Here is a 25499-nt window from a genome sequence, read left to right as displayed (position 1 = left end):
CTGGCGGCAAATCGGGGTATACTTAGCATACTACTGTAAAGAGGGGGGGCACACTGCATGACACCGTTGGAGGCGCTGAAACATTATTTCGGTTATGATTCCTTCCGCCCCGGGCAGTCCGAAATTGTGGACGCCATCCTGGCCGGGCGGGACGCGCTGGCTATCATGCCCACCGGCGCGGGCAAATCTATCTGCTACCAGGTCCCGGCGCTGCTGCTGCCGGGCATCACGCTGGTCATCTCGCCGCTGATCTCCTTGATGCAGGACCAGGTCAAGGCGCTGAACGCGGCGGGCATCCGGGCGGCATACATCAATTCTTCCCTGACAGAAAGCCAAATCAGCCGTGCGCTGAACCTGGCCGCCGAGGGCAGCTATAAAATCATCTACGTTGCACCCGAGCGGCTGGAAAGCGGCGCGTTCCGCAGCTTTGCTGCGGCGGCGGATATCTCGATGGTCACAGTGGACGAGGCCCACTGCATCAGCCAGTGGGGCCAGGATTTCCGCCCGAGCTACTTAAAAATCCTTGATTTTGTGGACAGCCTCCCGGAACGCCCCATCCTGTCCGCCTTTACGGCCACTGCCACGCGGGAGGTGCGGGACGATATCATCTGCACGCTGCGGCTGCATGACCCGGAGCTGCTTGTCACCGGTTTTGACCGGCCGAACCTCTACTTTCAGGTGGAGCAGACCCACCGCAAGGATGATTTTGTGCTGCAATACCTGCGCGACCACCCGGGCGAGAGCGGCATCATCTACTGTGCCACCCGCAAAAATGTGGACAAGCTGCAAGCCCTGCTGGCCGACTACGGCTTTGCCGCTACCAAGTACCACGCGGGTCTGGCCGCCGAGACGCGCAAGAAGAACCAGAACGATTTCATCTACGACAAAGCCCCCGTCATCGTGGCGACGAACGCCTTCGGCATGGGCATCGACAAATCCAACGTGCGGTTCGTGCTGCACTACAATATGCCCCAAAGCATGGAGAATTATTACCAGGAGGCAGGCCGCGCCGGGCGCGATGGGCTGCCGTCCCAGTGCGTTTTGCTCTTTTCGGCGCAGGATGTGGTCATCAACAAGTTTTTGCTGGACCGCAAGGATTTTTCGGAATCCGACGACGAGGACGCCGAGCTTTTGCGCCAGCGCGACTTGCAGCGGTTGCAGACGATGGAGCGTTACTGCAAGACAACGGCCTGCCTGCGCAACTATATTTTGGAATATTTCGGCGAGCACCCCGCCGCGCCCTGCGGCAACTGCGGCAGCTGCAACAATGTGTATGAACAGGCCGACCTGACCGCCGCGGCCAAGTGGATGATCAACTGCGTGGCCGAGACGCGGGGCCGGTTTGGCAAGGCCATCGTCTTTGGCACCTTGCAGGGGGCTAACCGCGCCCGGCTGAAAGAGATCGGCGCGACGAATTACAAGAGCTACGGCCAGCTGAAAGACCTGCCCCGGGACATTCTGGACCGGCTGCTGGCCCAGTTGTTGGAAGATGGATATTTGGTGCAGACCGACAACCAGTACGCCGTGCTGCGAATGGGCGATATCACGCCGCTGAAACAGCCCGGGGCGCAAGTGCTGGTCAAGCTGCCGCCCCGGCAGGAGCCGGAGCGGGTGCAGCGCCCCAAAAAGCGCAGCGTGATGGACGCCCTGACCAAGGCCGGGTTGGAGCTGTACCAACAGCTGCGCACCCTGCGGTTCGAGATCGCCCAGCGCGAGGGGCTGCCGCCCTACGTCGTGTTCGGCGACAAATCGCTGGCCGATATGTGCCTGCGTGCCCCCGCAACGGTGGAAGGGATGATCGGTATTTACGGCATGGGCGAGCGCAAGTACGAGAAGTATGCCGACCAGTTCTTTGCGGTCATCGACGCCTACCGCGCCGACCACCCCGACGCGGTGCTGAGCCTGGACGCCCCCGAACCGGAGCCCGCACCGGAAACGCTCGCGAAAACCGCCAAGCCCGGCAGCAAGGCCACCAAGGCCGCATTCTGTCTGACCGAGGAACGCGCCGCGGCGTTTGCCTACCAGGATGCCCTCTCCCCTGCCGAAATGAAGGAGGCGCTGGCCGCCGTCGCCGCGCCCGACATGAAAGCCCCCACCATCAAGGATATGGAGGGCTGGCTGCTGGACGAGCGGTTGATTGCCATGGAAAAACTCCCCACCAAGGGCTTTTATTACGTGCCCACCCCCGCCGGTGTAGATGCCGGCCTGCGCAGCGAGGACCGCGTCAGCGCCCGCGGCACGCCCTACTCGGTTTTGCAGTTCACGCCCCCGGCGCAGAAGCTAATCGTGGAGCATTACATCAAAAAATAAGCTGTACATCGCGCAAATTGCAAAAAAGGCACACACCGACGCAAAATCGGTGTGTGCCTTTTGGAGTTTTATGCCATTATTTCCACAGCAGGAACAGGATGAGCAGCAGCACTGCCAGCCCCGCCAGGTAGACCCCGGCAATCAGCAGGGTTGCTTTCATGGCACCCAGCACGGCCCAGAACTTTTCCTTGGCGGTCCAGTCAGGGGCTTGCTCCCATGGGCGGTCGTTGGCCGGTTCTGGGGGCGGGGCGCCCGCCTTGCGGCGGTGGGGGCGCAGCATCGGCGCAGGGCCGATATCACTCATGTCGGCGATGGTGCGGCCATCGTCCTCAAAATCGTCGTGTTTCCTCATTTGTCGTACAGGTGGCAGACCACGTAATGGCCCGGCTCGGCCTCACGCTGCTTCGGTGCTTCGGTCTTGCAGCGCTCGGTGGCGTAAGGGCAGCGGGTGTGGAACTTGCAGCCGGACGGCGGGTTGGCCGGGGACGGGATCGAGCCTTGCAGCACGATACGCTCGCGTTTGACCGTCGGATCCGGGATGGGGATGGCCGAGAACAGCGCCTTGGTGTAGGGGTGCAGCGGGTGGGCGAAGATATCGTCGGTCTCGCCGTACTCCACCAGGTTGCCCAGGTACATAACGCCCACTGTGTCCGAGATATGCTCGACGACGGACAGGTCGTGGGAGATAAAGAGATAGGTCAGGTTGCGCTTTTCCTGCAGGCTCTTGAGCAGGTTGATGATCTGCGCCTGAATCGAAACGTCCAGCGCGGAGACCGGCTCGTCGCAGACGACGAACTCAGGATTCAGCGCCAGGGCGCGGGCAATGCAGATACGCTGGCGCTGGCCGCCGGAAAATTCGTGCGGGTAGCGGGTCTTGTGGTAGGGCTGCAGACCGCAGTCGTCCATGACCTGGTCGATATAATCGTCAAATTCGTTCTTCGGCACCAGGTTGTGCTCGCGCACAGCTTCGCCGATAATTTCACCGACCGGCAGACGCGGGGACAGGCTGGAGAACGGATCCTGGAAGATGATCTGCATTTGGGTACGCAGCGCACGCATTTCGGCCGGGGTCATGTCGTAGACTTCCTTGCCGTTGAAGAGCACCTGGCCGCCGGTCTTTTCACCGCCCAGGCGCAGAATGGTACGGCCAGTCGTGGATTTTCCGCATCCGGACTCACCGACCAGGCCCATCGTGCAGCCGCGGCGCAGGTTGAAGGTAACGCCGTCCACAGCCTTAACATAGCCCACAGTCTGGGACAGCAGGCCGCCCTTGATGGGGAAATACTTTTTGAGGTGGTTGACCATCAGAATATATTGAGGGTCGTAGGTGACGGGGGTGTAGTCGTTTTCAACCAGAAGTTTTTCCTTCTTTGCCATGCGTCACTCACCCGCCTTTCTGTTTTCTTCATAGTAGCGGTAGCAGCTGACCTTGTGCGTGGGGGACAGGCTGATCTCGCAGGGGTACTCGCCGCTGCAGCAGGGCAGCTGCATTTCGCAGCGGTCCTTGAAGTAGCAGTAATCCGGCATATTGACCGGGTTAGGCACCTTGCCGGGGATGGAGTACAGGCGGTCCACTTTTTTGCCGACGACCGGCTTGGACGCCATCAGGCCAATGGTGTAGGGGTGGCTCGGGTGGGCAAAAATCTCCTCCACCGTGCCCTTCTCGACCACGCGGCCCGCATACATGACAACGACATAGTCGGCCATTTCGGCGATAACGCCCAGGTCGTGGGTGATCAGCATAATGGACGAGTTGATGCGATCCTTCAGGTTGCGCAGCAGGTCCAGGATCTGGGCTTGGATCGTCACGTCCAGCGCGGTGGTCGGCTCGTCGGCAATGATGATTTTCGGGTTGCAGGCCAGCGCCATGGCGATCATGACGCGCTGGCGCATACCGCCGGACAGCTCGTGGGGGTACATCGCGTAGACACCCTCACTGTTGGCAATGCCGACCATCTCCAGCATTTCAATGGTGCGCTTCTTGATGTCCTCTTTTGTCTTGCCCTCGCCCTCGTGCAGGGCAATGACCTCTTCGATCTGTGCGCCGATGCGGAACACCGGGTTCAGGCTCGTCATAGGCTCCTGGAAGATCATCGAGATATAGTTGCCGCGCAGGCCCTGCATCTTGTCGGTCGGGGTCTTGGCAATGTCGTAGGCTTTGTCATTGCCGAGGTTCAGACGAATCTCGCCTTCGACGATCTGCCCCTGGGGGCGCTGCAGCAGCTGCATCAGGGAAAGGCTGGTGACAGACTTGCCGCAGCCGGACTCACCGACGACGCCGACGGTCTTGCCGATGGGCACTTCAAACGAAACGCCGTCGACGCTCTTGACGACGCCGGTGTCGGTGAAGAAATAGGTGTGCAGGTCATCGAACTCCACCGCGTTGGCGGGGTCCTTCATCTGGGTGGTGTACTCACTCTCGGGCACGTTGCGGCGCTTGCGGCGCTTCTCGTACTGGTCGGTGATGCGGCGGTTTTCCTTGGAGATACGCCGCGACTCTTTGGCGGAAAGATATCCGTCCTGATTTTTAGCCATCGTGTGTTTCTCCTTCCAATCAGCGTTTCATCTTGGGGTCAAACGCATCGCGCAGACCGTCGCCCACAAAGTTGAAGCCCAGAACGGTCAGCAGCAGGCAGATACCGGCGGGGATCCAGATGAACAGGTAGTTCGTCATAACGTAGGCGTTGTTGACATCGTTGATGATGTTGCCCCAGGAGGCGAACGGATACTTGACGCCCAGGCCCAGGAAGGACAGGGTGGCCTCGGTCAGGATGGTGGAGCCCAGGCCCATCGTGCAGGTAACGATGAGCTGCGGGATAACGTTGGGGATCAGGTGGCGGAAAATGCGGTGCCAGACCTTGATGCCGCAGGCCTCGGTGGCCAGCATGAACTCCTGCTCACGCAGGGAGAGGATCTGGCCGCGTACCAGGCGGGCAATGCTGGGCCAGCCCAGGAAGCCGAGAATCAGCATCAGGTATAGCATACGTTTCCAGGAATCCACACGCATGGCGTCCATGGCCGCGCCGATGATGATGATGACCGGCATCGAAGGGATGCAGTAGAAAACATCGACGACACGCATAATGATGTTGTCGATCCAGCCGCCGAAGTAGCCGGAGATACCGCCCATCAGGATACCCAGGGATGCCTCGATGACGACGACGATGAAGCCGATGATCAGCGAGACGCGGCCGCCGTACATCAGGCGGGTCAGCATATCCATACCGTTGGTGTCGGTGCCCAGCCAATGTGCCTTGCTGGGGCTGGCGTAGCGGTCGTAGACGTAAGTCTCGGTCATCTGCTTGACGGACCAAACTTTGGTGGAGGCATCGTAGACGATATCGTACTCGGCCTCGTTCCCCCCGGCGTCGGTGTAGTTGAACTTATCGGTCTTCTCGTTGATGGCCTCTTCCAGGCGATCTTTGAAGTCGCGGGTAACGACGACGCTGGAATCGGCGGCGGAGACGACAAAGCGGCTGACATAACCCAGCTGCTCGCCATTGGCGGCGATCTCGCCGTCCTTGTTCAGCGTGTAGTCCACGCCGTCGGCGGTGAAGTCGCTCTCCCCTGCCGTCATGGCGGTCAGGGCGGCCAGCTTGACGTCAAAGCTGAACTTCGGCGCACCGTCGGCCTCGTTGACAAGGTCGCGGCTGGCATAGCCCATGACGTCGCTGCCCTGGTAGACGACATAGAAGTCGTCGCTCTGGATATCGACGGTGTAGTCAGTATCCTTATAGTTGAACTCGGTGCTGCCCTTCTTCACGGCTTCGAGGGCCTTGCTCTGGGCGATGGAACCGAAGTTCTGGCCGTCGGCCACGACAAAACGCATCGTGTCGTTGCGGGTGACGCCGACGAACTCCTTGGACATCTGGGTGTAGGTGAAGAACTGCTCGTCCTGGCCGTAGGGGCTGACAAGGCCGCCGACGAAGGAGAACAGGAACATTGCAATCAGGATGGACAGACCGACGACGGCCAGACGGTTGCGGAAGAACCGCTTGGCGACCAGTGCGCCGGGAGACAAAACCTTGACGCGGCGGTCATCGTTCAGGGAGTACTGCTCCTGCTTCGGGTTCTGGTTCTGCGTGTTTTCGCTCATGGGTGTGCAGTCTCCTTTCTTTAAGAAATGCGCACGCGCGGGTCAACCACGCCGTACAGAATATCGGTCAGCAGGTTGCTGGCCAGCGTCAGCACCGCCATGAAGGACAGGTAGAACATCGTGAAGGGGATGTCGCCTGCGACCATGGACTGGTAGGAAATATAGCCGATGCCGGGGATGGAGAACAGCGTCTCGGTGATAAGGGCACCGCTGAACAGGCCGGGCAGGCTGCCGCCGATGATGGTGACAAGGGGAATCAGCGTGTTGCGGAAGGCGTGCTTGTAGATGACCGTATGCTCCGACAGGCCCTTGGCGCGGGCGGTGCGGATGTAGTCCGCGTTCAGCACTTCCAGCATATTCGTGCGGGTGTAGCGCATATAGCCGCCGATGGAGACGATGACCAGCGTTGCGATGGGCAGCACCAGATGGTTGGCCTTATCGCAGAACTGCCCCCAGGCGTCCAGCTGGGCATAGTCACGGCCGACGAGGCCGTACAGATCGAACCAGCCGAGCTTGACCGAGAACAGCAGCTTGAGCAGCGTAGCAAAGAAGAAGGTGGGCAGCGAAATACCGACCAGCGCCGCAGCCGTGATGACGTAGTCCGTGCGGCTGTACTGCTTGGTGGCAGCCAGCACGCCGAGGGGCACGGCGATCACGATGGACAGCACAAAGGAGATGCCGCCCATGATGACAGACAGGCCGATGACCTCGGTAAACTTCTGGGTAGCGGGCACGTTCCACTTCCAGCTGTCGCCGAAGTTGCCGACGATGGCCTTGCTCAGCCAGGTGAAAAAGCCGGGGATAATGTCCAGGTCAAGGCCGTAGGCCGCATTGAGCTGGGCAAGCCATTCCTCATAGGGTTTGGCACCGGGGGCCTGGGCCAGCTGCATTGCCATCGTCTCGGCAAAGGAGCTGGGCAGGCTGCGGATCAGCGCGTAGATAATGAACATGACACAGAACAGGATCAATACCGACTGCGCGATACGCTTGATGATGTAATTTCGCAAGAGTTTTCGTTCCTTCCTTGCACGGTTAGACCGCGTTTATTTTGCAGGGAAATGCCGTAATGTGGGCATCCCCATCCCACGCAGGGACGACGCCCTGCGTGGGAGTGGGACGACCATATTAGCAGTTGTAGGGGGGCGGCGTCCTCGACGCCCCGCGGGCGGGCATTGGTCCGCCCATGCCTTGACAGCAAGCAACCGCCCTTGGCGGGCGGTCACCTGCTTTCACAACGGTAAGTTGAACTTAGTTCAGCTCGAGGTTGTTCAGCTCAGACTTGTAGGTCCAGTACGGGGTCTGATCCTTCGCGATGGTGTCGATGTTGACACGCTCGGTGGAGAAGATGGTAGCCTCGCTGCGCTGGTAGACGGGCAGCTCGACACCCCAATCCAGGATGATCTCCATGGCCTCTTTGTACATGGCCTTGCGGGCCTCCTGGTCGGTGGTCTGGCGGGCAGCCATGATCAGCTCATCCAGGTCGGCATCGTTGATGGTGTAGTAGTTGGTAGCGCCCTGGCTGTGGTACAGCTGGAACATATCGGGGTCATTGGTGGACTGCCAGGCAGCGACCCAACCCTCGGCAGCGCCGGACTGGTAGGAAGCGAACAGGTCAGAAGCGTTGGCCATATCGTTGACAGTCAGGGTGAAGCCGATGGTCTTGAGGGCGGCAGCAGCGTTGGTCAGGGTCTGGAAGGAGGGGTGGTCACCATTGCCGGAAGCACCGATGTTGACCTGATACTCCATCTTGGCACCGGCGGGAGCGGCCGTGATCTGGCCGTTCTCGACGGTGTAACCGGCAGCCTCGAAGTAGCCCAGGGCAGCCTGCAGAGCGGCGGCGTACTTGTCCTCGCTCTTCATGTCGGAGGTGTAGATCTCGTTGCCGTCCACGTCGGTGGAGTAGGCGATCTGGTAGCCGTCGTCGGTGACGGAGGGGGCAGCCCAGGAGGTGTTGGAAACGGGGTAGTTGATAACGGTGGCGGTATCGCCGTAGTAGGAGTCGATGCCCTCATCGCGGTAAGCAGCGATGACGGTCATGATGGCCTTGCGCAGGTCCTTGGAAGCCTCGGAGGCAGGGTCGCCGCCGACGTTGACGTTCTTGGCGCTCAGGGCGATGTAGCCGTAGCCGCGGTAATCCTTCAGGCGGGTGGTGATGACGGGGCCGTCCTCACCCTCGACGCCGTTGATGTCGGCGATCTGGTCAGCAACCTCCAGAGAGTAGGAAGGATCGGAGATGTCGATGGTGCCGGCCTGAACGCCGGTGATCTTATCGGCCTCCTGGGTCTCCTTCATGTTGACGTGGGCAACCTTCGGTGCGCCGTTGAAGTAGTCGGGGTTGGCATCCAGGTAGACAACGCCGTCGCTGTACTTGGAGAAGGTGAACATACCGCCGCCCAGAGGAGCGCTGGTCTTGGAGCGGACGCCGCTCAGATCACCCTTGACAAAGCCAAAGGAGTTGTTGTCGTAGTCGTACAGGCTCTCATCGCCGTAGTAGTGCAGGGGGGCAATGGGCATCTGCAGCTGGTAGATCATGGTGGTGGACAGCTCGCTGGTGGTCAGCGTCATGCTGTAATCACCGGTCTTGACGATACCGGCAACGTTGGCAACTGCATTGCCGACATTGACACCGGTGGTGGAGTATGCGTAGACATCCTCGGGGATCAGGTCAGACAGGGCAGAACCGGCGGACTCGGCCTCCATAGCGGAGAAGCTCCAGTCGTACTGCTCGCCGATAGCCAGGAAGAAATCCTTGGCGGTGGCATCGGCAGCCAGACCATCGAAGCCCCAGCCGGCAGCAGCGGAGGCAACGTCGGTAGCGCCGTTTTCCAGCATAGTGTCAACGATCTCCTGGGCAAACTTCACGCCGCCGTCGTTGACAGCATCCCAGAAAGCCTTCTGCTGCTCTTCGGTGAAGTTGGTGTAGTCGGTGTTGTCCTCGCCGGCCTCAGCGATCAGCTTGGACAGGGTGGACATAGAATTGCGGTACTCCTCCAGACCAACGATGGGGGTGGAGTACATGGTGACAGAGCCGTCATACGTAGGATCGAGGAAAACATACATCGAGAAGATGACGTCGTCGATGGTGACAGGCTCGCCGTCAGAGAACTTCAGGTCGTCGCGCAGCTTGATATCATAGGTGACGGTGCCGTCGTCATTCTCGGTGACAACGCAGTCAGAGGTGCCGTAGTAGGTGTAGTCGGTGCCGTTGTACTCGCGGGTCTCGCCCTCGATGCCGTTCAGGATCATCTCGCCCTTACGGTCGGCGCCCAGCAGGCCCAGCTGGGTCAGGTCAATGACATCCTGGTCGGAAGCAGAGGAAGCAAAGAAGGGGCTGAACTTGCCCTCAAAGCCGGTCTCTGCCAGAACGAGGGTGCCATCAGAAGCGGCCGTGTTGGATGCTTCGGCAGTAGCAGTACTGGTGCTCTCGCTGGTCGCGTCGGACGCAGCACCGCCGCAGCCAGCCAGCACGCTGACGCTGAGTGCGGCAGCAGATGCCAGTGCAATGACTTGCTTGGTGTTTTTCATGTGTAAAACCTCCTATATTTTGCCCTCACCTACAAATCATTATTACGCTCCCCAAGAGCGTAATACGAGAAAGGGGTACCCCTTTCTGAACGCTGTTGTTTCTTTACAGCGCACACTTGTCGATAATGGCTTAGTTTTTAGCATACCGTAAAATCGCAAAAAAGTCAACCGAAAATCACACTTTTGTACCTTTTGACGAAATTTGGATAGGAATTTTGGAAGGGTTGATTTGAGCCTTCCCCCTTGGGGGAAGGTGGCCGGGCGAAGCGAGGTCGGATGAGGGGTGCGTTTGCCGATGCTGCGCCGTAAAAGGGCAATCACGGCAAGGCCGTCCCTCATCAGTCCGCTCCGCGGGCAGCTTTCCCCGAGGGGGGGAAGCCTTTCCTCTGCGCGCAAAAAACGTGCCCCGCCTCCCGGCAGGGCACGCCCTTATGTAATGTATAATTATTCTTCTCTATTCCACGACATCTTTTTGACCATCCCCGCCGCGGCGGCAAATGCGGCACAGGCGGCGATTTCAAAAAGTATAAAAACACCGTGTGTGCCAAGCATTTGTCCTCCATCTGCAAACAATGCCACCCCCTGCCCCGCAGCAGCCACGCCGCACAAGACGGCAGAGGCCACACACAAAAAGGGCAATTTTTGCACAGTCTGCTCGTGGATGTAAGCCCGCATCGGGTCGCCGCCGCGCGTTGCGCGCACCAGTACCACCACGGCGTACAACGCCAGTACCAGCGCTGCCATGTAGGGCAGCTCCAGGTAGAGCGGTGCGCGGGCCGTGGCCCCGGGCAAAACGCCCGCCGCCACGGTCAGCGCCGCACCGCCGCCGCATAAAGCCCACAGCCGGGCCAGCGCCTTGCCGCGCGGGATCTCACCTGCATAGCGGTAGTGTGCCCCGCGGTACCGGTAGTTGCCGTTCAGGTCTTTTTCAAAGTCATCGAGATAGGCGCGCTTCTTCTTTTTCTCGCGGTCGGCCATCACACGATACCTGCCAGGTCATAGTTGTCCAGCCACTGTTTGGCTGTCTCGCTGACACTGCGCAGGCAGCTTTCCTCAAAGGGGGTGGTCAGACCCGCGTTCTTCAAAAGCTCGGTAAAGGTGCGGCTGCCGCCCTGCTTGGTGTAGGCCATGTAGTGTGCCCAGGCGTCGGCGCGATCCTTTTGCAGCATCGCCCAGAATTGCAGGCTGACGGTCTGCGCCAGGCAGTAGTCAATGTAGTAGAAGGGGCTTTGGTAAATATGCATCTGGCGCTGCCAGTACTCGCCCGCGCCGTAGAAGGGAATTTCGCCGTCCAGGCGCATCCAGGGCTGGTAGATGGCGGCCAGCTTCTTCCACTCCTCGTGGCGCTGGGCCGGGGTCAGCTCTGGGTGCTCATAAACGATATGTTGGAAATGGTCGACCATTGTGCCGTAAGGGATGAAGGTCAGCGCGCCCGCCAGATGGCTGTACCGGAACTTGCGGGCGTCCGCACCGAAGAAGCCCTCGGCCCAGGGCCAGGCGAAGAACTCCATCGACATGGAGTGGACCTCGCAGGCCTCCATACTGGGCCAGACGTAGGAGTACGGGATGCGGTCGCGGTTCATGTAGGCAGCAAAGGCGTGGCCTGCCTCGTGGGTCACGACCTCGACGTCATGCTGCGTGCCGTTGAAGTTGGCAAAAATGAACGGCATTTCGTAATCGCCCAGGCTGGTGCAGTAGCCGCCGCCCGCCTTGCCGGGGGTGGACAGCACATCCAGCAGCTCGTCATCCAGCATTTTGTTGAAGAACACACCGCTCTCGGGGGAAAGTTCCTCATAGAACTTCTTGCCCTGCTTGAGGATGGCGTCGGCGTCGCCCGCCGGGCGCGGGTTGCCGCTGCGGAACATCAAGGCGTTGTCGGCGGCGTTCATCGGGTACTGCTTGCCCAGACGCCTGGCCTGCTCACGGTAGATGCTGTCGGCCAGCGGCACAATATACTTGACCACGGCGGCGCGGAACTTTTCTACGTCAGCCTTCGTGTAGCAGTTGCGGCCCATGCGGTAGTAGCCCAGGGTGGTGTAACCCTCATAGCCAAGCTTTTTGCCCATCGTGTCACGCAGGTGGACGAGCTTGTCATAGATGCCGTCAAACTCGGCCTCATGCTCCTTGTACCACGCGCCCTCGGCCTTCCAGGCGGCCAGGCGGCGGGCATCGTCGGGGTCGTTCTTGAAGGGCGAGAGCTGGCTCAAGGTATAGACGCCGCCCTCAAAGGGGATCTGCGCCGACGCGATGAGTTTGCCGTACTCGGTGGTCAGCTTGTTTTCCTGGGCCATCTCGTCCAGGATGGCGGGCGAGAACGCCTTGTCGGCGATCTCGGCGTTGACGAACATCAGGCTGCCGTACTCGGCCTCGAACTCCTTGCGGAAAGGCGACGCCAGCATAGCCTGGCTCCAGGCGTTCTGGCACTCCTGCAGCTGGGGGATGGCCTCGTTCCAGAAGTTCATCTCCTCGTCGTAGAATTTGTCGCGGGTGTCAATGCTGTTGCGCACGCTGGCCAGCTGGGCGGCGGTGTCAACGTGTTTGTTGAGCGTTTCCTCTTCTAGGAAGATTTCGCGGGCCTCGGCGTAGGATTTTGCGTTTTCCAGCCGGGTGCGCAGGTCGGCGAACTGTTGCTTGACCGCATCCAGATCCGGGCGGGCATAGGGCATTTCTGAGAATTTCATGGGGTGTCTCCTTTGCTTGTTTTTGTTTGTATTATAGCACGGGGAGGGAGCGGGTGCAACGCCTCGTTTTTTTCGTCAAATCACCCACCCCGCCCTTTCTTTTTTGGCGGATTCGTCGATTGCGGATTTTTATACACAATGTTAAAATATAAATAATACCACTTTATAAGGAGCATCCCATGGACAACATAAAAATTCTGGAAGTGAAGCAGAGCATCTTTGCTTCCAACGACGAGCAGGCCGCCGCGCTGCGGGCTGACCTGAAAGCGAAGAAGGTGTTTCTGCTCAACCTGATGAGCGCACCGGGGTCCGGCAAAACCACGACGCTGCGCAGAACCATTGCAGCCCTCAAAGATGAGCTGCGCATCGGTGTGATGGAAGCGGACATTGACTCCGATGTGGATGCCCGCGCCATCGCCGGGACCGGGGCAAAGTCTATCCAGCTGCATACCGGCGGTATGTGCCACCTTGACGCCGAAATGACCCGGCAGGGGTTGGAAGGTCTGGGCACCGGGGACATCGATTTGGCGATTCTCGAAAACGTCGGCAACCTGGTCTGCCCTGCCGAGTTTGACACCGGCGCAGTGAAGAACGCCATGATTTTGTCGGTGCCCGAGGGCCACGATAAGCCGCTGAAATACCCGCTGATGTTCCAGGTATGCGATATCGTGCTTGTGAACAAAATCGACGTGATGCCGTACTTTGATTTTGACCTGGACAAATGCCGAGAGTACGTCGCCATGCGCAACCCGAAGGCGAAGGTCATCCCCATCTGTGCCAAGACCGGGGAAGGCATCGACGAATGGGCAGACTGGTTGAAAGAGCAGGTCAGGGAGTGGCAGAGGTAAAGGCTTCCCCCTCGGGGGAAGCTGTCCGCGAAGCGGACTGATGAGGGGCAAGTTTGCCATTGCCACCATTTACCGGACAGTCGCGGCACATCCGGCCCTGCGGGGCCGCCTTCCCCCTCGGGGGGAAGGCTTTGGAGCACAAACGGAGCAACAACATAAAAAGGAGCACACCATGAGCAAACCCACTGCGTTCCCGCTGGACGAGAGCAAGCTGCCCTTCCAGATCCCGAAGGACCAGCCGTTCCGGGAAAATATCGCCAAGCTGGGCCAGATGATCACTGACCGCATCCCTGCCAAAAAGGGCACGCTGACCCAGGACGACCCCGAATACTGGGGCCTTGCGTCCATCGTGACCGACGAGATGGCCGAGGTTGCATTGAAAATGAAGGTCCGCAAGCCTATGACCCTGCCTGAGCTGGTCAAGGCTACCGGCAAGCCTGCCGACGAGCTGGAACCGCTGCTGCAGCAGATGGCTGTGGTCGGATTACTGGAATACAACTGGGAAAATCCCCGCCGGGAGAAGCAGTACATCCTGCCGATGTTCGTACCCGGCAGTGCGGAATTTTTCAATATGAACAAACAGCAGATCGCCGACCACCCCGAGGTCACGGCCTTCTTCGAGCGGATGACCTTTTTGCCGCTGGAACACATCACCGCCATGGTGCCGCCGGGCGGCGCGGGGATCGGTATGCACGTCATCCCGGTGGAAAAGGCCATCGAGACCGAAAACCAGTCCGTAGACGTGGAGCATATCTCCCACTGGCTGAAAAAGTATGACGGCAAGTATGCCGCCGGGCCGTGCAGCTGCCGTATGTCCCGCGCCGCCATGGGCGAGGGCTGCGGCGACGACCCCGACGACTGGTGCATCGGCGTCGGCGACATGGCCGACTACCTTGTGGAGACGAACAAAGGCCACTACGTCACCTACGACGAGGTCATGCAGATTTTGCAAAAGGCCGAGGACAACGGCTTTGTACACCAGATCACGAACATCGACGGCGAGAACAAGATTTTCGCCATCTGCAACTGCAACGTCAACGTCTGTAACGCTTTGCGCACCAGCCAGCTGTTCAACACGCCCAACATGAGCCGCTCGGCCTACGTTGCCAAAGTCGCGCCGGAAAACTGCGTAGCCTGCGGCCGCTGTGTGGAGTACTGCCCCGCCGGTGCGGTCAAGCTGGGCCAAAAACTCTGCACCAAGGAAGGGCGCGTCGTCTACCCGCGCCAGGAACTGCCCGACGCCGTAAAGTGGGGCCCCGAGAAGTGGGCCATCGACTACCGCGACAAGAACCGTATCAACTGCTATGACACCGGCACGGCCCCCTGCAAGACGGCCTGTCCTGCCCACATTGCCGTGCAGGGCTACCTGAAAATGGCCGCCCAGGGCCGCTACCGCGACGCGCTGGCGCTGATCAAAAAAGAGAACCCCTTCCCCGCCGTCTGCGGCCGCATCTGCAACCGCCGGTGCGAGGATGCCTGCACCCGCGGCACCGTGGACCAGGCTGTTGCCATCGACGCCGTGAAGAAGTTCATCGCCCAGCAGGACCTGCACGCCGAGCACCGCTATGTGCCCGACGTCGTCCAGCCGTCGCTGCAAGGGCCGTGGCCGCAGAAAATTGCCATCATCGGCGGCGGCCCGGCGGGCCTGAGCTGCGCCTACTTCCTGGCGACCCAGGGCTACAAGCCCACCGTGTTTGAGAAAAACGAGCGTCCCGGCGGTATGCTGCGGTACGGTATCCCCTCCTTCAAGCTCGAGAAAGACGTCATTGACGCCGAGATTGACGTACTGCGGGAGCTGGGCGTGGACATCCACTGCGGCGTGGACGTGGGCAGGGATGTGACGCTGGCCCAGCTGCGCGAGCAGGGCTACAAGGCGTTCTACATTGCCATTGGCTGCCAGGGCGGCCGCAAGGCGGGCGTGCCCGGCGAGGATGCCGCAGGTATTGAGACTGCCGTACACCTGCTGCGCACCGTGGGCGGCGACGAAAGCCATAAGATGCAGGGCAAGACCGTTGTCATCGGCGGCGGCAATGTCGCCATCGACGCGGCGCGGGTCGCCTTACGCTGCGGGTCCGACGATGTGACAATGGTCTGCCTGGAGCCGCGGGAGAAGATGCCCGCCTCGGTGGAGGAAATCGCCGAGGCCGAGGAGGAAGGCACCAAAATCACCTGCGGCTACGGCCCGAAGGAGTTTATCGCCGAAAACGGCCATGTCACCGCCGTGGTGCTGAAAAAGTGCACCGGTCTCTACAATGCCGAGGGCCGCTTTGCACCCACCTACGACGAGAACGACACCATCACCCTGCCTTGCGAGAACGTTGTGCTCAGCATCGGCCAATGCATCGAGTGGGGCGACCTGCTGAACGGCGAGGCCGTAGAGCTGGGCCGTGGCCAGGGTGCCGTGGCCGACGCGCTGACCTACCAGACCGCGCAGCCCGACGTGTTTGTGGGCGGCGACGTCTATACCGGCCCGCGCTTTGCCATCGACGCGATTGCGGCAGGCAAACAGGGGGCAATCTCCATCCACCGCTATGTGCAGCCCAACACCAGCATGACGATCGGCCGCAACCGCCGGGATTTCCACGAGCTGGACAAGAACAATCTGTCGCTTGGTGAGTACGACCATGCCCCGCGCCAGACCGCCGCGCTGGACGAGAGCATCGACACCCACCGTTCCTTCCGGGATGCGCACCTGACGCTGACAGAGGATCAGGTCAAAATCGAGACAGCCCGCTGTCTGGGCTGCGGCGCCAGCGTCGTCGACCCGAACAAGTGCATCGGCTGCGGCGTCTGCACGACCAAGTGCGAGTTTGACGCTATCCATCTGCACCGCGACCTGCCCGAGTGCAGCAAGATGGTCAAGAGCGAGGACAAGTTCAAGGCCATTCTGCCCTACATGGCGAAGCGGGAAATCAAGATTCGTTTCTCCAAAAAGGAGAAGTAAATGCACGAGCTGGGCATTGTGTTCCACATCATCCGCACGGTGGAGGATGTGGCAAAGCAAAACGATGTATCCCGCATCCGACGGGTGACATTGCAGCTGGGCGAAGTCTCCGGCGTGGTGGAGAGCTACCTGCAGGATTGTTGGAAGTGGGCCGCCGCGAAGTCTGAGATTTTACCCGGCGCGGTGCTGGCGGTGGAGGCCATCCCCGCCGTGACTCTCTGCGAGGACTGCGGGCAGCAGTACCCCACCGTGCAGTATGGCCGAATCTGCCCCCGCTGCCGGAGCGAACATACGCATCTGGTGCAAGGGAACGAGATGATGATCAAAGAGGTGGAGGCAGTAGAATAAAAGCCTTTCCCCTTGGGGGAAGCCAAGAAAAGGCGCGTGTGCGAGAAGTTTTCGCACACGCGCCTTTTTCTTATTTCTCCCCTTCGGGGAAAATCACCTTATTGACGAAGAAGAAAATCACCATGGACACGCCGCCGTTCAAAACCGTCGTGCCGATGTTGTAGATGAAGTCCGGCACCAGCAGGCCAGCCACCGCCACCCAAACACAGTTGATGGAGTTGACGATGCAGGTGATGATGCAGAACGCCGCCACATACCAGACAATTTGCTTGCCCAGGCTGCCCTTGCTGCGGAACACAAAATTGCGCTGGATTGGGAAGTTGATGCACTCGCCAATCACCATCGCGATCATGTAGGCGCAGAAGTAGGGCAGACCGCCGTGGGCGGCATCATACCCTAAGATGTTCCACTGGAACGTCTCGCCAAAGAGCGTTACCGGGATGCCCGGCCAGCCGAAATCCACGACCGGCAGGCTGCTGAATGCAGCGGGCAGAAATTGCAAAAGCAAGTATTTGAACACCGTAATTAAGTTTGACACGATGACGAACAAGCCGCCCTCACGCACCCACTTGGCAGCGGCGGGGTGCTTAGCCGCAAAGGTATTCCAAAATTGCATGGCTGCATCTCCTGTCAGCTGTTGCGCAGACGGTTTTCCAGCTGCGCGTTCAAAATCACGTTCTTGACGGCCTCAAAAATCACTCGCACCAGGCCGATAACCCAAAAGCCCTGCACTTCCATCACGATACCGTCCACCATGCCCATGCTGATGGCACCATTGGTCATTTTGGCCAGCGCGCGCAGCGGCATATTGTACTGGAACAGCACATTCAAATCCGGCTTGCCTTTTTTGTAACTGGCGTTCAGCAGCGCGGTCAGCACCGCCCAGACCAGCCAGCCCAGGGGGCTGCGTCCATGGTTCAGCTCACCCAGCGTCATGTTGCGGTCAATTTTGACCCGGTCGTCAGGGATGGGGCGGCCCAGCAGAGTCTCCCACTCGGCGTCGGGTACGGTTTGCACCTTGCCGCTCTGGTAGTGCGGCAGCGCCTTCCCGGCATAGGGGTTCAGCGCGTCGGTGCCGATGACCTCGACCGCAGCGGTCAGGCGGGTGTCCGCAGAGCTTGCCCCTACGCGAAGCTCATACGTGCCGCCCTCCACCTCCCAGCTGTCGGTGCGGGTGTTCCAGTAGCGGAACGCCTTGTCGTCCAGCGTCAGGGTCACGGTCTTGCTCTCCCCCGCCGCCAACTGCACCTTGGCAAAGGCTTTCAGCTCCTGTGCAGGGCGGAAAATTTCAGCATTCGGCTTGGCCACGTACAGCTGCACAATCTCTGCCCCGGCGCGGTCACCGGTGTTGGTCACGGTCAAGGCCGCGCTGTGGGCGTCGGCATGCAGGTCACTGTACGCAAACTGCGTATAGCTCAACCCATGGCCGAAGGGGAACGCCACCGGCACCCCGGTGGTTTGGTAATAGCGGTAGCCGACGTACAGTCCCTCGCGGTACTGCACGGTGCGGCCAGGGCCTGCAAAGTGGTCGCGGGCGGGGGTGTCGGCGTAGGCGTTGGCCCAAGTCTCGGCCAGCTTGCCGCCGGGGTTGATTTTGCCGGTCAGCACGTCCACCATCGCGCCCGCGCCCGCCTGGCCGCCCAGTGCGCCGTAAACCAGCGCTTTGCAGTGGGCCAGCCACGGCGTTTCCAGCGAGGCACCGGCGTTCACAATGACCACCGTGTTGGGGTTGGCTTCGCGCACAGCCTGCAAAAGCTCGATCTGGTTGTCGGCCAGCTTCATATCGGCGCGGTCCAGGCCCTCGCTCTCCTTGATCTCGTCCAGTCCCAGGCAGAGCAGCACGGCGTCCGCTTTTGCGGCCAGGGCGACGGCCTCGGCCTGCTTGGCGGCATCGGGTTTTCCCTGGCGGTCAAAACCTGGGGCAAAGCCCACACTGTGCAGACCGCTGTCGCTCAGACAATCCAAGAAGGTGTCCACTTTGATGGAGTTGACGGCGCTGGACCCTGCACCCTGGTAGCGCGGCGTCTCGGCAAAGTCGCCGATGACCGCCACACGCGTGCCCTCGGCCAGCGGCAGCAGGGCATCGTCGTTTTTCAGCAGCACAACACTCTCCCCTGCCGCGCGGCGGGCCAGCGCATGGTGGGCGTCGGCGTCAAAACTGCGGCTGTGGCGTTCTACGGCGGCGTGGGTGTCCAGCACCAGCGTCAGCAGCTCATCCAGGCGGTCGTCCACATCGGCCTCGGTAATTTTGCCGGACCGTACGGCGGCCAGCAGCTCCCGCACGGCGTCCCCGCCGGGGGCGGGCATTTCCAGCGTCGAGCCGTTTTTCACGCCCAGCGCATGGTCATTACTGCCGCCCCAGTCGGTCACGACCGCGCCGTCAAAGCCCCACTCCTCGCGCAGGATATCCTGCAAAAGGTGGGCGTTCTCGTTGGCGTAGATGCCGTTGATGAGATTGTAGCTGGACATGAGGGCCTTGGGGTGCGCCTCTTTGACGACGATCTCAAACCCGGTCAGGTACAGCTCCCTCAGCGTCCGCTCGTCCACCACCGAGTCCGATGCCATGCGGCGCAGCTCCTGGCTGTTGACGGCGAAGTGCTTGGGGCAGGCGGAGATGCCTTCCGACTGGATGCCGCGCACGTAGGCGGCGGCCATCTTGCCGGAGAGATAGGGATCCTCGGAGAAATACTCAAAGTTGCGGCCGCAGAGGGGACTGCGCTTGGTGTTCAGGCCCGGCCCCAGCAGAACGGCAACCTCCTGCGCGGCGGCCTCCTCGCCCATGGCCCGGCCGATTTCCTCGCCCAGCGCCGGATCCCAGCTGCACGCCACGGTGGCGGCTGTAGGGAAGCAGGTGGCCGGCACGCTGGGATTCAGCCCCAGGTGATCCGCCGCCCCGGCCTGCTTGCGCACGCCGTTGGGGCCGTCGGACAGGGTGATGGACGGCACGCCCGCGTTTTTGCAGCCCCGCGTCGTGAACACGGTATCACCGGACAGCAGAGCGCATTTTTGTTCAAGGTTTAGTTTGGTTATACTATCTGTGTGTTTCATGGGGTAGTCACTCCTTACACATAACAGTGTGGGCGCACACGCAGGTGTGCCCGCATTGCCCACATGGGGTTAGTTTTTCTTTTCAGCCTTGGCCGCCTTGCGCAGCTTGACGTCAATGACGACGCCGCGGACAGCCAGTGCGAAGAGCAGAACAGCCACAATGTCGATCAGGGCGACAAGGTGACGCCAGCCGAACACAGAAGCCGTGAAGTTGTGGCGAACAACGCTGGTATCGCCGATGCTGTCAGCATAAGCCTGGTTGGTCACACGGACATGCAGGTACATATACAGCGTCTCCTTGGTGGCGCGGCGCAAAGCCTGCATATAGCTGTTGGAGCCGGTCTCATAGGCCATCTCGCCGCCGGTGAAGCCAGCCATCCACAGGCTGCCGCCTGCGCGCAGGGCCTGGTCGCCGTTCATGTAGCTGTGGTGGTCGCAGTAGTCAGTGATGACCGCGCCGTCAAAGCCCCACTCATCGCGCAGGATGCCGGTCAGCAGCGCCTCGCTGCCGCCTGCCCAGACAGCGCCGATACGGTTGTAGCTGCTCATGAGGCCGACCGCGTCATAATCCTCGACCAGCATCTGGAAGGGGCGCAGGTAGGTCTCGCGCAGAGCCTGCTCGGTCATCCAGGTGTAGACAGAGTCACGGTAGATGCCGCTCTCGCCATCGTTGCAGATGAAGTGCTTGACGTAGGTGTAAACGCCTGCCTGGTTTGCGCCGGTCACAGTGTTGCCGCAGATGATGCCGGACAGCAGGCTGTCCTCAGAATAATACTCGTAGTTACGTCCATTGAAGGGGCTGCGGTGCATGTTGGTGGCAGGGGCATACCAGCCGGTGTAACCGTTCTGGAGTGCCTGGGTGCCGATGGTGCGGCCTTCCTCCTGGGCAAGGTCTGCATTCCAGGTCTGGGCCAGCGTGCTGGAGCTGGGGAAACCGGTGCCAGCACCCATGCCGGTGAAGCCGCCGATCTGGGCAGGGCCGTCAGCGTCTTTGCTTTTTTGCTTGCCGACACTCTTCAGCTCGGCCAGACCGCCGTAAGCGTTGATGTACAGGTTTTCCATCTCGTCAATGGTCAGTTCGTCCAGCAGAGCGTCCCACTGGGGGTCGTTGAAGTCGGAACCAAGCTGCAAGCCAAGCTCGGTGACCTTACCGTTGTCCTCAATTTTCATGTCGTTCTTTGCGCCGGTGGTGATAGTCTCATCGGCGTCGTTGATGTAGCCGTTGGCATCATCAGCAGTATAGAGGTTCAGCACCTTGACGTTGTCGGTCATGGCGCGGGTCGGGGTGTTGGCCTTGGGGAAGGTGTCCGCAAAGTCAGCACGGGTCATGTAGGTGATGTTCTGCTCAGAGTCGCTGCCATCCAGGCTCACGCCGTCGATAGCATCGCTGCCAGTGAACTTGTTGGAAACGACGTTGCCGGTGACGGTATCCTCGGCATACTGAATGCCGGAGGGCAGGTTGCAAGTGATGGTGGCGTTGGCGGCGGCGTCCACGTCATGGGCGTTGTGGCGTACGGTAAAGATGTAGTCACCGGCGTCCAGCTCATAACCGGTAAAGTTGTTGTGGTTGGCGTCGTAGGCGTCATAGCTGGCCATGTCAGAGACAGGGACAGTCAGCGTGACTTCCTCGCTCTCACCGGGCTGCAATTCCTTCGTCTTGGCGAAAGCTCCCAGTTCGACACTGGATTTTTCGATTTCGCCTGCGATGTAGGGCGCAGTGTAGTAGAGTTCCACAACGTCCTTGCCCGCGCGTTCGCCGGTGTTGGTGACGGTGACTTTCACGGTCACATTGCCGTCCTTGGTCAGCGTGCTGCCGTTGGCGGAGGCATCGGTGACCTCCCAGTCAAAGCTGGTATAGCTCAGGCCGTAGCCAAAGGGGTACTGTACAACGGCATCATAGCCGGTGCCGTGCTCATTGCTCTCGGCATCCCAGTAGCCCTCGGCGTCGGCGGTCTCGTACCACTTGTAGCCGATGTAAATGCCCTCGGCATAGTCGACGTAGGAGACCTGCTCGTAGGCGTAAGGAGTGTCCAGGTTGCCTGTGGTGGTGCCGTCAGCCGGGTACAGGCCGTCGGCGTTGCTGTACTTGCCCACGCCCTCAAGGCCGGCGTTCGCGTAGCTGGCAGCGGTGGTCAGGTCGTAGGCCCAGGTGTCAGCGGTACGGCCGCTGGGTTCTTTGTCGCCCCACAGGACTTCGGGCACGGCGGTTGCCCCCTCGGAGCCGGAAAGACCGACAATCAGGCAGGAATCAATGCCAGGGATCGTCTCGATCTGGCCCAGCTCCATAACGTTGGTAGAGTTGATGAGCACAACGACGTGGGCATAGTTCGCGCCGACATAGTTCAGCAGGTTTTCTTCCTCGGTGGTCAGTTCCAGCATCGTGCGGGTGTCGTCGATAACAATGTCGCCGCCCTTCTCGGTGCGCTTGTACTGCTGCTTGGTGGCGTCGTTGCTCTCGCCTGCCAGACGGCCGATGACGACAATGGCCGTGTCGGAGTAGTTCTTAGCATTGTCGAGCATCGACTGCGTGTAATAGGTCCGGTTGTTGATATCCGGCTCATACAGGCGGCCGGACTGCTCGGGCCAGGCGCTCAGCGTGCGGGTGTACTCGCGGCCATCCTGGAAGTCCTTGTACATGTCGGTCAACTCGGTGTTGTACTCAACACCGTAGGCAGTCAGGGCGGCCAGCAGGTCGGTGTTGACGGTGGACACGCCGCCGGAACCGGAACCGCCGCCCAGCCAGGCAGTGGAGGCCCAGCCAAAGACATTGACCTTCTTGGTATCGGCGGACAGCGGCAGGGTGTTGTCGTTGTTCTGGACCAGGACGGTGCCCTCGGCTTCGACGTCTGCGGACAGGGCCTCGGCCTTGACCTTGGTGTCGGCGATCTCGGCGTGCGTGTAGTGGCCGCTGGGTGCGCCGATGAAGCTGTCAATGATGGTGGCCATCGTGGACAGCACGTAGGTACCGATCAGGACCGCGACCAGCAAGATCACGGACAGTACCAGCCCGATCCCGTGCAGTACGGGATGCGGCTTGCGAACTTTGGGTTGTTTTGTCATATTCCTTTTCTCCTTCTAAGGCGGGGCTTTTGGCCCCTGCCTTTGTTCTGACCTTATTGTAGCAGAAAAGGGGCTTTGCGGCACAAAATTTGCATAAGCTGTCGTTTTGGGCGCACAATCTGTAATTGTAACAAAAAGATTACAAAAAGCGTAGTGCAAAGCGCACAAGACAAGGTCGCATCCCTTTGTGCAAAATGCCACTGCGGGTACGCAGCGCGGGCCGGGCATACCCGGTCCGCAGTCTTCCGGCAATTTCCCGTTTTCCCATCCAGCTCCCCCACACAAAAATTCCCCCGCCGTTTCAACGCGGCGGGGGATGCTTCATTTACTCATTCGTGGAGATATCCGTCCCGAAGTACTTCTCGCTCAATTCCTTCAGCGTACCGTCGGCGCGCATTTCCTCAATGGCGGTGTCGATGGCAGCGCGCAGGGTGGCGGTCTCGTCGCCCTTGCGCATCGGGATGGCAACCTCGTTCGCGTCCGCAGTCAGCACGGCGATCTTCGCGTTCGCGTCGGGGTGCTCCTTCATGTAATCATAGTAGGTCACCTCGGCGTTCAGCGTGGCATCAATGCGGCCGCTCAACAGCAGCTCAAAGGTCTGGTTCAGGTCGTCCACACCGGTCACGGTTGCGCCGTACTGCTCGGCCAGCTCGGCGTAGGTGCTGGAAATCGTGTTGGCGGTGGTCTTGCCGTTCAAATCTTCCAGCGTCTTGATGCTGTCGTTGTCCTTCTGGGTGATGACGGCGGTGCGGTTGTAGGCATAGGGGGTCGAGAAATCGTATTTCTCGGCGCGCTCGGGGGTGATGTCAACGCCGTTGACCATGATATCATAACGGCCCGCGTCCAGACCTGCCAGCAGGCCGTCCCACTCGCCCTCGACGAACTTCGGCTCCACACCCAGCTTCTCGGCGATCTTGGTTGCGACCTCAACGTCGTAGCCGACGAGGTTGTCGTTCTCGTCGTGGTAGGTCCAGGGCGCCCAGGTGCCCTCCATGGCAACGGTGATGGTACCGTTGGCCTGGATCTGGCTCAACAGGTCGCCGCCGGTCTCCTCGGTCGCGGCGGTGTCCGCCGTGCTCTCGGCGGGGGCGGCGCTGTCGGCGGTGCTGCCGCAGGCTGTCAGAGCCAGCGCGGCGGTCAGGGTCAGGGCGGTCAGTTTGGCAAGGTTCTTCATTATAATTGGCTCCTTTGTCTGTATGTCTGCAAAAATTCCCGGGTGCGGAGCTGCTGCGGGTCGTTGAAGAACGCCTCGGCTGTGTTCTGCTCCACAATCACACCCCCATCCATAAACACCACGCGGTTCGCCACATGGCGGGCAAAGCCCATCTCGTGGGTCACCACCAGCATCGTGCGGCCTTCCTCGGCCAGGCTGCGCATGACAGCCAACACTTCGCCGGTCAGCTCCGGGTCAAGAGCCGACGTGGGTTCGTCAAAATAAATAATCTCCGGGTCTACGGCCATGGCGCGGGCAATCGCCACGCGCTGCTGCTGCCCGCCGGAAAGCTGGTTGGGGTAGTAGTCGGCACGGTCGGCCATGCCCACCCTGACCAGCGCGGCGCGGGCGATCTCATCGGCCTGCCTGCGCGGCATTTTTCGCGCCACGATCAGCCCCTCGGTGACGTTCTGCAAGGCCGTTTTGTTGGCGAACAGGTTGTAGTTCTGGAACACGAACCCGGTGCGTCGGCGCAGGGCGTTGACCTGGGTACGGGTCATATGGGCCAACTCCACGCGCTGGCCGTCAAAGGTCATCGTGCCGTCGTCGGCCTTTTCCAAAAAGTTCAGGCAGCGCAGCATCGTTGTTTTTCCGCTGCCGCTTGCGCCCAGAATGGCGACCACATCGCCCTTGTTCACGTCCAGATCAATGCCTTTCAGCACCTGTAAATCACCGAAAGCCTTGCGCAAATTTCTGATTTCCAGCATAGCTTAACTCCTTTGCGCGCCCTTGCTGTTCAGGTACTTCTCGCCCACGGCCTGCAGGCGGGTCAGCACAGTGCAGAACAGCAGGTAGATGATGCCGACCTCGATGTACAGCGCCAGCGGCTCATAGGTGCGGGCCACAATGCGCTGGGTGGTCATGAGCATTTCGGTCACGGTGATGTTGGCCGCCAGCGAGGTATCCTTGACCATGGCGATCAAAAAGCTGGCCAGCGTGGGGAACGCCGTGCGCATGGCCTGCGGCAGGATGATACGACGGATGATCTGCAAATAGCTCATGCCGACGCACTGGCCGGCCTCCATCTGACCCTGGGGCACGGCTTCCAGCGCGGCACGCACGGTCTCGGCGCAGTACGCGCCCTCATTGATGGAAAAGACCAGCACCGCGGCGGGGAACGGCTCGATAAGGATGCCAACGCCGGGCAGGCCGTAGAACACGACAAACAGCTGCACCAGCACCGGCGTGCCGCGCATGACCCAGATGTAAAACCGGGCGATCTGCTGCAAGACGGGCACATGAGCAAACTGCACCAGCGCCACCACAATGGCAATGATCAGCGCCAGCGTGAAGGAAATGACAGTCAGCGGGATGGTGACGGTCAGGCCGGGCAGCAATATTTTACCAAAGGAATCCACAAGGATGCCTACAAGGCGTTCGGACATGGGGCGGTTCTCTCCTTTTGTGATGCAGGGGTGGCGGGAAG

Annotated in this window: 18 protein-coding genes; 4 read left to right on the top strand and 14 right to left on the bottom strand. The window is 60.5% G+C overall.

Annotated elements, in window-relative coordinates; all coding sequences use genetic code 11:
- Positions 1-57 precede the first annotated feature (57 nt).
- Complete coding sequence (gene recQ, locus ACZO0A_RS04345) at positions 58-2310, top strand: DNA helicase RecQ (protein WP_486846082.1); 2253 nt, start codon at positions 58-60, stop codon at positions 2308-2310.
- Between the two features lie 76 nt (positions 2311-2386).
- On the opposite strand, the gene ACZO0A_RS04340 is transcribed toward recQ, so the two are convergent.
- The 8 genes from ACZO0A_RS04340 to ACZO0A_RS04305 form a co-directional block, all read right to left on the bottom strand.
- Positions 2387-2662 carry a hypothetical protein gene (locus ACZO0A_RS04340; protein WP_215691206.1) on the bottom strand — a complete coding sequence of 92 codons (276 nt, stop codon included), beginning with the start codon at positions 2660-2662 and terminating at the stop codon, positions 2387-2389.
- On the bottom strand, positions 2659-3615 hold the full coding sequence (locus ACZO0A_RS04335) for an ABC transporter ATP-binding protein (protein ID WP_337808981.1): 957 nt from the start codon (positions 3613-3615) through the stop codon (positions 2659-2661). The genes ACZO0A_RS04340 and ACZO0A_RS04335 overlap by 4 nt, the downstream gene beginning before the upstream one ends.
- A gap of 75 nt (positions 3616-3690) precedes the next feature.
- Complete coding sequence (locus ACZO0A_RS04330; RefSeq protein WP_337808980.1) at positions 3691-4710, bottom strand: ABC transporter ATP-binding protein; 1020 nt, start codon at positions 4708-4710, stop codon at positions 3691-3693.
- Between the two features lie 154 nt (positions 4711-4864).
- Complete coding sequence (locus tag ACZO0A_RS04325; RefSeq protein WP_302376434.1) at positions 4865-6406, bottom strand: ABC transporter permease; 1542 nt, start codon at positions 6404-6406, stop codon at positions 4865-4867.
- A 20-nt stretch (positions 6407-6426) separates the two neighbouring features.
- Positions 6427-7413 carry an ABC transporter permease gene (locus ACZO0A_RS04320; RefSeq protein ID WP_215691198.1) on the bottom strand — a complete coding sequence of 329 codons (987 nt, stop codon included), beginning with the start codon at positions 7411-7413 and terminating at the stop codon, positions 6427-6429.
- 241 nt (positions 7414-7654) lie between these two features.
- A complete protein-coding gene (locus ACZO0A_RS04315) occupies positions 7655-9931 on the bottom strand; it encodes an ABC transporter substrate-binding protein (protein ID WP_486846081.1) in 2277 nt (758 codons plus the stop codon).
- Between the two features lie 444 nt (positions 9932-10375).
- Positions 10376-10909, bottom strand: a complete 534-nt coding sequence (locus ACZO0A_RS04310) for a hypothetical protein (protein ID WP_302376432.1) — start codon at positions 10907-10909, stop codon at positions 10376-10378.
- On the bottom strand, positions 10909-12612 hold the full coding sequence (locus ACZO0A_RS04305) for a M3 family oligoendopeptidase (protein ID WP_291231259.1): 1704 nt from the start codon (positions 12610-12612) through the stop codon (positions 10909-10911). The genes ACZO0A_RS04310 and ACZO0A_RS04305 overlap by 1 nt, the downstream gene beginning before the upstream one ends.
- Before the next feature lie 179 nt (positions 12613-12791).
- Here ACZO0A_RS04305 and hypB point away from each other — a divergent pair, with 179 nt between their 5' ends.
- The 3 genes from hypB (at position 12792) to ACZO0A_RS04290 (ending at position 16752) form a co-directional block, all read left to right on the top strand.
- Entirely contained in the window at positions 12792-13460 is a 669-nt protein-coding gene (gene hypB, locus ACZO0A_RS04300; RefSeq protein WP_291231260.1) for a hydrogenase nickel incorporation protein HypB, read from the top strand.
- A 172-nt stretch (positions 13461-13632) separates the two neighbouring features.
- On the top strand, positions 13633-16404 hold the full coding sequence (locus ACZO0A_RS04295; protein ID WP_302376430.1) for an FAD-dependent oxidoreductase: 2772 nt from the start codon (positions 13633-13635) through the stop codon (positions 16402-16404).
- Positions 16405-16752 (top strand): hydrogenase maturation nickel metallochaperone HypA, encoded by a 348-nt coding sequence (locus ACZO0A_RS04290; protein WP_302376428.1) that lies wholly within the window; start codon positions 16405-16407, stop codon positions 16750-16752. It abuts the gene before it with no gap.
- Positions 16753-16822: 70 nt separating this feature from the next.
- Here ACZO0A_RS04290 and ACZO0A_RS04285 read toward each other — a convergent pair whose 3' ends face one another.
- The 6 genes from ACZO0A_RS04285 to ACZO0A_RS04260 form a co-directional block, all read right to left on the bottom strand.
- Positions 16823-17368: a GtrA family protein gene (locus tag ACZO0A_RS04285; protein WP_302376426.1), complete on the bottom strand. Its 546-nt coding sequence runs from the start codon at positions 17366-17368 to the stop codon at positions 16823-16825.
- 14 nt (positions 17369-17382) lie between these two features.
- Complete coding sequence (locus ACZO0A_RS04280) at positions 17383-19800, bottom strand: glycoside hydrolase family 3 C-terminal domain-containing protein (protein WP_486846078.1); 2418 nt, start codon at positions 19798-19800, stop codon at positions 17383-17385.
- 69 nt (positions 19801-19869) lie between these two features.
- A complete protein-coding gene (locus tag ACZO0A_RS04275) occupies positions 19870-22860 on the bottom strand; it encodes a glycoside hydrolase family 3 protein (protein WP_302376423.1) in 2991 nt (996 codons plus the stop codon).
- A 325-nt stretch (positions 22861-23185) separates the two neighbouring features.
- Positions 23186-24034: an amino acid ABC transporter substrate-binding protein gene (locus tag ACZO0A_RS04270; protein ID WP_302376420.1), complete on the bottom strand. Its 849-nt coding sequence runs from the start codon at positions 24032-24034 to the stop codon at positions 23186-23188.
- Positions 24034-24780: an amino acid ABC transporter ATP-binding protein gene (locus tag ACZO0A_RS04265; RefSeq protein WP_302376418.1), complete on the bottom strand. Its 747-nt coding sequence runs from the start codon at positions 24778-24780 to the stop codon at positions 24034-24036. Before ACZO0A_RS04265 ends, ACZO0A_RS04270 begins: the two co-directional genes overlap by 1 nt.
- A 3-nt stretch (positions 24781-24783) precedes the next feature.
- Positions 24784-25458 (bottom strand): amino acid ABC transporter permease, encoded by a 675-nt coding sequence (locus tag ACZO0A_RS04260; protein ID WP_302376417.1) that lies wholly within the window; start codon positions 25456-25458, stop codon positions 24784-24786.
- Between the last annotated feature and the right edge of the window lie 41 nt (positions 25459-25499).

This window comes from Gemmiger sp., from assembly GCF_057431175.1.
The sequence above is the reverse complement of the archived record's forward strand: the minus strand, read 5'-3'. Positions and strand labels throughout refer to the sequence as shown.